This is a genomic window from Actinomadura roseirufa, from assembly GCF_900659635.1.
GTDB lineage: Bacteria > Actinomycetota > Actinomycetes > Streptosporangiales > Streptosporangiaceae > Spirillospora > Spirillospora roseirufa.
Genome location: NZ_CAACVB010000334.1, coordinates 1 through 7,308, shown reverse-complemented (window position 1 = coordinate 7,308; position 7,308 = coordinate 1). Strand labels below are relative to the sequence as shown.

Genomic DNA, 7,308 nt, shown 5'->3' with positions numbered 1-7,308 from the left:
GGCCGGGCACCGGCGGCGCGGGCGGGAGCTGGACGAGCGTGAAGGCCAGGGTGCCGGAGTCGAAGCAGACCGCTCCCCCGCCGGTGGCGCGGCGGACGACCGCAATGCCGTCGCGGGCGCAGGCGGCGACGTCGACGTCCGCGCGGGCGTCCTGGAAGCGGCCGACGACGATGCTGGGCGCGTTCTGCCAGACGCGCAGCACGGGCGCCCGCGGCTCGCGGAGCCGGCCGCCGGGGCCGGGCCGGTGCGGCGCGGCGACGCGGACGAGCGCCTCGTCCAGCGCGAGGTTGCGCGCGGGATCGCGCGTGTCGTCGAGGATCACGCTGAGCACCGAGCCGCCTCCCGCGCTCGCCCGAGCCGCTCGCCGCGGCACCGCGGAACCGGTGCCGTGCGGCGCCCTGCCTTTGCCTGAAAACTATCTCCTTTGCGCACGCAATGCATGCAGATAGTTTTCATTTGGTGACCCAGCGTTACCGAATTGTGCGGTGAACGTTCTCTTTCCGGCTCGGGCCGGGCTCCGCGGACCCGATCCACGGGCCGGGGATGGACGGGTCCAGCACGCCTTCCTCCAGCCAGGCGAAGTCGCCGGCGAGAACGGCGCGGGCCAGTTTCGCGTCCGTCGCGTCGGAGTTGCGCCACAGCCCGTCGAAGAGCTCCGCGACACGGACGCGGGCCTGGTGGCAGAACGCGTCGGCGAGCAGCACCGCGGACTCGCCGGGTCCCCGCTCGCCGGCCGGCGGGAGGATCGGGCCGGCCGGTGAGGAATCGGCCTGCGCGCGCACGCAGACGGCGGTCATCGCGAACAGCTCGGCGCCGATGTCGACCATGCGGCCGAGAAATCCCTGCCGGTACTCCAGGCCGCCCTGCCAGCGTCCCGCCGCGTAGAAGACGGACCGGGCGAGCTTGCGCGACGCGCGCTCGGCATAGCGCAGGTGCCTCGCCAGGGGACCGAACTCCTTGTAGGAGCTCGGCCGCTGTCCGGGGCCGGTGACGAGCGTGGGCAGCCAGCGCGCGTAGAACCCGCCGGCGCGCGCCGCCGCCCGCGCCTTGCGCCCGGCGGACGCCTCCGGGTCGACGATCTCGCCGGCGACCGCCAGGTGCGCGTCCACCGCCTCGCGGGCGACCAGCAGGTGCATGATCTCGGTGGAGCCCTCGAAGATCCGGTTGATCCGCAGGTCGCGCAGCAGCTGCTCGGCGGGCACCCCGCGCTCGCCGCGCGCCGCGAGCGACTCGGCGGTCTCATAGCCGCGCCCGCCGCGCAGCTGCACCAGCTCGTCGGCGACGCGGCAGGCCGTCTCGGACGCCCACAGCTTGGCCAGCGCCGCCTCGATCCGGATGTCGCCGCGCCCGCCGTCGGCGAGCAGCGCCGACAGGTCGTGCACCGCCTCCATCGCGTACGCGGTCGCGGCGATGAACGCGACCTTGCGGGCCACCGCCTCGTGCTCGCCGACCGGCCGCCCCCACTGCACGCGCTCCGCCGACCATTCGCGGGCGATCCGGGTGGCCCACTTGCCGCTCGCGGCGCACATGGCGGGCAGCGACAGCCGTCCGGTGTTCAGCGTCGTCAAGGCGATCCGCAGCCCGGCGCCCTCCGGCCCGATGCGCTGGTCGGCGGGGACCCGGACGTCGTGGAAGCGCGTGACGCCGTTCTCGATCCCGCGCAGTCCCATGAACGCGTTGCGGTGCTCGACCGTGACGCCCGCCTCGGACATGTCGACGACGAAGGCGGTGATGCCGCCGGGGTGCCCGTCCGAGCGCGGCACCCGCGCCATGACGACGACGAGGTCGGCGACGACGCCGTTGGTCGTCCACAGCTTCACGCCGTTGAGCACGTAGGAGTCGCCGTCGGGCACGGCGGTGGCGCGCAGCCGCGCCGGATCCGAGCCGACGTCCGGCTCGGTCAGCAGGAACGCGCTGATCTGCCGCGCGCACCGCGGCAGCCAGGCGTCCCGCTGCTCGGGTGTCCCGAACATCGCGACGGGCTGCGGGACGCCGATGGACTGGTGCGCCGACAGCAGCGCGCCGAGCGCCGGGCTGACCGAGCCGACGACCATCAGCGCGCGGCCGTAGTCGAACTGGCCGAGCCCGAGCCCGCCGTGCCGTTCGGGGATCTTCATGCCGAGCGCGCCGAGGCCGCGCAGCCCCGCGACCACCCCGTCGGGGATGCGGGACCGCCGCTCGATCAGCGCGGGATCGACCTCGGCGGCACAGAACTCGGTGAGCCGGGCGAGGAATTCCCCGGCACTGGCGCGCGTCGCCGGGTCGGGACGCGGATGAGGATGGATGAGGTCCAGCCGGAAATCACCCAGGAAGAGTTGCTTTCCGAAGCTGGGCAGCCGCCATTCGCTTTCGCGCGCCTCCTCGGCGACCCTGCGCGCGGTCCGCTCGTCGACCCCGCCGGGGCCGCGGCTCGGCTGGCTCATGCCGTCCTCCCTGGAAGCGACGCCTATTCCCTCCGAAGTTACTCCCCGGTCCTACGGCTGACCGGCCCTCGCGCGCGCGGCGTGTCGGCGGGGACGGGAGGGGACGCAGCGGGCGGACGCGGGCGGAGCGGCGCGCGGAAATCATCGGGCCGGAAAGGGCGTCCGAAAAGAACCGTTCCAGCTCCGTCCTTTCGGCCGGAGATTCCCGGAAAGCACCGCGAACACGAAGCAGAAGTGATGCAATGGGTGAGTATCACCCAAGACCTTGACCTGGCCACGCCGAACGGGTTCGCTGTGCGTAATGGATGAGCCACGCAGACCCACCCTCATCGCCTCGGTGCAGCGTGCTCTGCATCTCCTGGAGGCGGTCGCGTCGCATTCCGGCGGAGCGCCCGCCAAGCAGCTCGCCCGGGAGGCGCGGCTCCCCCTCGCCACCACCTACCACCTGCTGCGCACCCTCGCCCACGAGGGCTACGCCACCCGGCTGCCCGACGGCGTCTGGGTCATCGGCGACCGCGTCCGCAGCCTGCACGGCCGGAGCCGGACCCAGCAGCTGCTCGCCTGCGTCCGGCCCGCGCTCGCCGCGCTGCGCGACGAACTCGGCGTCGCGACGTACTTCGGCATGCACGTGGACGGCGAGATCCGCCTCATCGACGTCGCCGACGGCCCGCGCACCCCGCGCGTCGACCTGTGGGTGGGCTTCGAGTCGTCCGCCCACGCCACCGCGATCGGCAAGTGCGTGCTGAGCCAGCTCGACGAGGACCGCCGCCGCGACTACCTGTCCCGGCATCCGCTGGTCGACCTGACCCCGCACACCATCACCGACTCCCACCGGCTGCTGCGCGGCCTGCGCACCCCCGGCGGCCTGTCGTTCGACCACGAGGAGTACGCCCTCGGCACCGGCTGCGCCGCCGTCCCCGTCACCGACGGCGTGGGCGAGACCGTCGGAGCACTGGCCATCTCCTGCCGCCCCGGAAGACTCCGGCGGATCGAGGCGTCCGCGCACCGGATGAAATCGGTGGCGGCCACCCTCCAGCGCTCCCTGGCGTTGTCGATTTAATCCCGGCCCACTGCGCTCACCTGGCGGCTCGCTTCGTGACGGGTGTTGACTACAAGCCCGGCCCACGGCGCTCGCCTGGCGGCTCGCTTCGTGACCGGTCTTGTGCGAGCGCGAATCGCTTCGCGATCTTCCCGGCGGGGCTCGCCTTCGGCTTCGCCCCGCCGGTCAGGGCGCGCGCTCGCGTGACCGCTGAGGACACCGCGACGGGCCACTCCGCGGGGGCGGGCGTCACTGCCTCCCAACGCCCCTCGCCTCGGGCGGGGCGCTGGGTGGGGGCGGATGGGTTACAGTCTCTCGATGATCGTCGCGTTGGCCTGGCCGCCGCCTTCGCACATCGTCTGGAGACCGTAGCGGGCGCCGGTGCGCTCCAGTTCGTGCAGGAGCTTGGTCATGAGGATGCCGCCGGTGGCGCCCAGCGGGTGACCGAGGGCGATGGCGCCGCCGTTGGGGTTGGTCCTGTCCAGGGAGGCGCCGGTGTCCTTGGCCCAGGCCATCGGGACGGAGGCGAACGCCTCGTTGACCTCGAAGACGTCGATGTCGCCGACCGTGAGCCCGGCCCGGGACAGGGCCTTCTCGGTCGCCGGGATCGGGCCGGTCAGCATGTAGACCGGGTCCGAGCCGCAGATCGCGAGGGTGTGGATCCGCGCCCGCGGGGTGAGGTCGTACCGCCGGACGGCCTCCTCCGAGGCGATCATCAGCGCGGACGCGCCGACCGAGATCTGCGAGGCGACCGCGGCGGTGATGTCCCAGCCCTCGCGCAGCGGCTTGAGCTCGGCCATCTTGGCCAGGCTGGTGTCGGGGCGGGCGCCCTCGTCCTGGGTGAGCCCGGCGATCGGGGCGATCTCCCGGTCGAAGTAGCCGGCCTCGATGGCCTTGATCCCCCGGCGGTGGCTCTCCAGCGCGTACTCCTCCAGGTCCCGGCGCGAGAAGCCCCACTTCTCGGCCGTGAGCTGGGCACCGCGGAACTGGGAGATCTCCTGCATGCCGTAGCGCTCGGCCCAGCCCTCGCCGTACGGGAACGGCATGCCCTTCTCCATCGCCATGGTGACGGAGGAGCCGATCGGGACCATCGCCATCTGCTCGACGCCCGCGGCGACGACGAGGTCCTGGGTACCCGACAGCACGCCCTGGGCGGCGAAGTGGATCGCCTGCTGGGACGAGCCGCACTGGCGGTCGACGGTCACGCCGGGGACGCCCTCGGGCAGGCCGGCCGACAGCCACGCGGTGCGCGCGATGTCCAGCGACTGCGGGCCGACCTGCGTGACACAGCCCATGATCACGTCTTCGACCGCCGACGGGTCGGCGCCGGTGCGGTCGACGAGCTCCTTGAGCACGTGGGCCCCGAGGTCGGCGGGGTGAACGTCCTTGAGCGCGCCCTTCCTGGTACCGACGGGGGTACGGACCGCGCCGACGATGTACGCCTCGGCCACTGCGCCTCCAAAAGCTTGAGTCTGGTTCCGTCCCCGAAACCGAGCGAGATTCGGTTGTCAGTATCAGGTTACTCCTTTCCCGGCGCGACGCTGTGTGAGGTGAGTCTCGGCGGCGCGGCATCCCGTCCCGCGAACACGATCAGGAGGACGCGCCGCCGCGCGGACCCTCCTGGGCCGGGGACGCCTTGAGCACGGCGCCGTCGGAGTCGTCGCCCAGCGACGCCTGGGCCAGCCTGGTCAGCAGATCCGCCAGCTCGGGGTGCTCCTCGGGCGACCAGCCCGCCACGTGCTCGGCCAGCCCCTCCCGGCGCGCCGCGAAGAGCCGCTCGGCCGTGGCGCGCCCGGACGGGGTGATGGCGAGGACCCCCGCGCGGCGCTCGACGTAACCGGCGGTGACGAGGAGGTCGACGTAGGGGCGGCCCCGCTCGACCGGGACCCCGGCCCGCGCGGCGAGGTCGGCGCCGGTGACGGTCTCGTCCTTGGCGATGCGGCACAGCGCCCACATGCTGCCCGCCGACAGGTCCACCCCGCACAGCGCGCCCAGGCGGTTGTAGAGCTCCAGCGCCCTGGCGTCCCTGCGCATCAGCTCGCTGAGCGCGCGTTCGATCTCGTGCCGGGACGACCGGACGGTCGGCGCCGCGCCGAACCCCTCGCCGTAGTCCGGGGCCTGCGCCGTCGCGCGCAGGGGCACCTCGCGCAGGAACCAGGTCAGCACGAACGCGGCCCCGGCGACCGGCACGGCCCACAGGAACACCGTGTCGATCGACTGGGCGTAGGCGTGCAGCACGCCGTCCTGCACCTGCGCCGGATACCGGTCGAGCAGCTTGGGGTTCCCCTGGACGGCCGCGGGGTCGAACCCCGGCGGCAGCAGCCGGTCCTTGGCGAGTCCCTCCACGTGCGCGGCGAGCCGGTCGCCGAACACCGAGCCGAACACCGCGACGCCGAACGAGCCGCCGATCTGCCGGAAGAACGTGACGCCGGAGGTGGCCGCGCCCAGGTCCCGGTACGACACCGCGTTCTGGACGGCGATGACGAGCACCTGCATGACCAGGCCGAGCCCGAAGCCGAGCAGCGCGAAACGCAGGCTCATCGACGCGGTGGAGGAGTTCTCGTCGAGCCGGGAGCACAGGTACAGCGCCGCGGCGATCAGGGGTGTGCCCACCACGGGGAACACCTTGTACCGGCCCGTCCTGCTGATGAGCTGCCCGGAGCCGATCGAGCTGACCAGCATGCCGAGCATCATCGGCAGCAGGTACACCCCCGACAGCGTCGGTGAGACGCCGTGCACGACCTGAAGGAAGATCGGCAGGAACGTCAGCGCGCCGAACATCGCGAAGCCCACCGCGAAGCTGATCGCCGAGCCCAGCGCGAACACCGAGTCGGCCAGCAGCCGCGGCGGCATGACCGGCTCGGCGGCGCGCCGCTCCACCAGCAGCCACACCGCGATCAGCGCCACCGATCCGGCGCCGAGCCCGATGATCGGCGCGGAGAGCCAGTCGTAGCGGGTGCCGCCCCAGGTCGTCATCAGCACCAGCCCGACCGCCCAGCCGACGATCAGCAGCGTGCCGGGGTAGTCGATGCGATGCCGCTCGCGCTCGCCCGTCGCGGCGGGCAGGACGGCCGCGATGACCAGCAGGGCGACGACGCCGATCGGGACGTTGATGTAGAACACCCAGCGCCACGACAGGTTGTCGACGAACCAGCCGCCGAGCAGCGGCCCGCACACGCTGGCCACGCCGAACACGGCGCCGAACAGGCCCTGGAAGCGGCCCCGCTCGCGCGGCGGCACCACGTCGCCGACGATCGCGACGACGAGGACCATCAGCCCGCCGCCGCCGAGGCCCTGCAGCGCCCGGAACACGATCAGCTGCGTCATGCCCTGCGCGAGACCGCACAGGGCGGAGCCGGCGAGGAAGAGGACGATCGACGCCTGGAACAGGCGCTTACGGCCGTACTGGTCGCCGAGCTTGCCCCACAGGGGCGTGGACGCCGTGGAGGCGAGCAGGTACGCCGTCACGACCCACGACAGGTGGTTGAGGCCACCGAGGTCGCTGACGATCGTGGGCAGGGCCGTGGAGACGATCGTCTGGTCCAGGGCGGCGAGCAGCAGGGCGAGCATCAGCGCGCCGAGGATCGCGAAGAGCTCGCGGCCCTTCGGCATGACCCGCCCGTCCGCGGCCCCCTCCGCGGGCCGGTCCGCCTCCCTGCCCGCCTCCCTGCCCGCCTCCCCGTCCGCCTGCATGGCCGCCGCCTCCGTCCCGCCGATGACAGGGGAGGACTACCCACGACCCGGCGGAGATCACCGGATGATGTCGCGGGCCACCGACGCGGCGCCGAGCGCGGCCACGGCGCCGGCCGTGCCGACCGCGCCGGCGGTCGCCCACGGCGGCAGGCC

At 73.1% G+C, this 7,308-nt stretch carries 5 protein-coding genes; 1 reads left to right on the top strand and 4 read right to left on the bottom strand.

Annotated features, from left to right (window positions below):
* Together E1291_RS36980 and E1291_RS36975 are read right to left on the bottom strand one after the other, a co-directional pair.
* On the bottom strand, nt 1-331 hold a 331-nt coding region (locus E1291_RS36980; RefSeq protein WP_370771100.1), incomplete at its 3' end, for a lipoate--protein ligase family protein.
* Between the two features lie 139 nt (nt 332-470).
* Nucleotides 471-2,423, bottom strand: coding sequence for an acyl-CoA dehydrogenase family protein (locus E1291_RS36975; protein WP_131742706.1), 1,953 nt, complete (start codon nt 2,421-2,423; stop codon nt 471-473).
* A gap of 301 nt (nt 2,424-2,724) precedes the next feature.
* Between E1291_RS36975 and E1291_RS36970 the strand changes: the two genes are divergently transcribed.
* Nucleotides 2,725-3,483, top strand: coding sequence for an IclR family transcriptional regulator (locus E1291_RS36970; protein ID WP_131742705.1), 759 nt, complete (start codon nt 2,725-2,727; stop codon nt 3,481-3,483).
* A 284-nt stretch (nt 3,484-3,767) separates the two neighbouring features.
* Here E1291_RS36970 and E1291_RS36965 read toward each other — a convergent pair whose 3' ends face one another.
* Both E1291_RS36965 and E1291_RS36960 read right to left on the bottom strand, forming a co-directional pair.
* Entirely contained in the window at nt 3,768-4,913 is a 1,146-nt protein-coding gene (locus E1291_RS36965; protein WP_131742704.1) for an acetyl-CoA C-acetyltransferase, read from the bottom strand.
* Between the two features lie 139 nt (nt 4,914-5,052).
* Nucleotides 5,053-7,155, bottom strand: coding sequence for an MFS transporter (locus tag E1291_RS36960; RefSeq protein ID WP_131742703.1), 2,103 nt, complete (start codon nt 7,153-7,155; stop codon nt 5,053-5,055).
* Nucleotides 7,156-7,308: the final 153 nt, after the last annotated feature.

Excerpts from the sequence above, each read along its gene's own strand:
- E1291_RS36975 (WP_131742706.1), bottom strand. The coding sequence starts at position 2,423 with ATGAGCCAGCCGAGCCGCGGCCCCGGCGGGGTCGACGAGCGGACCGCG.
- E1291_RS36970 (WP_131742705.1), top strand. The coding sequence starts at position 2,725 with ATGGATGAGCCACGCAGACCCACCCTCATCGCCTCGGTGCAGCGTGCT.
- E1291_RS36960 (WP_131742703.1), bottom strand. The coding sequence starts at position 7,155 with ATGCAGGCGGACGGGGAGGCGGGCAGGGAGGCGGGCAGGGAGGCGGAC.